The 920-nt window shown below is 57.8% G+C and carries 1 protein-coding gene; it reads left to right on the plus strand.

The window, feature by feature from the left end:
* Positions 1 to 102: 102 nt before the first annotated feature.
* Positions 103 to 918, plus strand: coding sequence for a sulfonamide-resistant dihydropteroate synthase Sul2 (gene sul2 / locus U9S71_RS20890; RefSeq protein ID WP_001043260.1), 816 nt, complete (start codon positions 103 to 105; stop codon positions 916 to 918).
* The last annotated feature ends 2 nt before the right edge of the window (positions 919 to 920 follow it).

Below are 920 nucleotides of genomic sequence, written 5' to 3' on the forward strand. Positions count from 1 at the left end.
ACTAGTAATTGCGAATATAACAGGTGCATAAACGGATAATCAGAATCTTTAAACATCCTAATTAACTACCTGCGGATTTTAGGTATTATTATAGAAGCCCCCATGAATAAATCGCTCATCATTTTCGGCATCGTCAACATAACCTCGGACAGTTTCTCCGATGGAGGCCGGTATCTGGCGCCAGACGCAGCCATTGCGCAGGCGCGTAAGCTGATGGCCGAGGGGGCAGATGTGATCGACCTCGGTCCGGCATCCAGCAATCCCGACGCCGCGCCTGTTTCGTCCGACACAGAAATCGCGCGTATCGCGCCGGTGCTGGACGCGCTCAAGGCAGATGGCATTCCCGTCTCGCTCGACAGTTATCAACCCGCGACGCAAGCCTATGCCTTGTCGCGTGGTGTGGCCTATCTCAATGATATTCGCGGTTTTCCAGACGCTGCGTTCTATCCGCAATTGGCGAAATCATCTGCCAAACTCGTCGTTATGCATTCGGTGCAAGACGGGCAGGCAGATCGGCGCGAGGCACCCGCTGGCGACATCATGGATCACATTGCGGCGTTCTTTGACGCGCGCATCGCGGCGCTGACGGGTGCCGGTATCAAACGCAACCGCCTTGTCCTTGATCCCGGCATGGGGTTTTTTCTGGGGGCTGCTCCCGAAACCTCGCTCTCGGTGCTGGCGCGGTTCGATGAATTGCGGCTGCGCTTCGATTTGCCGGTGCTTCTGTCTGTTTCGCGCAAATCCTTTCTGCGCGCGCTCACAGGCCGTGGTCCGGGGGATGTCGGGGCCGCGACACTCGCTGCAGAGCTTGCCGCCGCCGCAGGTGGAGCTGACTTCATCCGCACACACGAGCCGCGCCCCTTGCGCGACGGGCTGGCGGTATTGGCGGCGCTGAAAGAAACCGCAAGAATTCGTTAACT

This window comes from Parapedobacter flavus (genome assembly GCF_035818675.1).
Taxonomy (GTDB): domain Bacteria; phylum Bacteroidota; class Bacteroidia; order Sphingobacteriales; family Sphingobacteriaceae; genus Parapedobacter; species Parapedobacter flavus.

What these genes read in the sequence shown, in the direction of transcription:
- sul2 (WP_001043260.1), top strand. Translation starts at nt 103, where the DNA reads ATGAATAAATCGCTCATCATTTTCGGCATCGTCAACATAACCTCGGAC.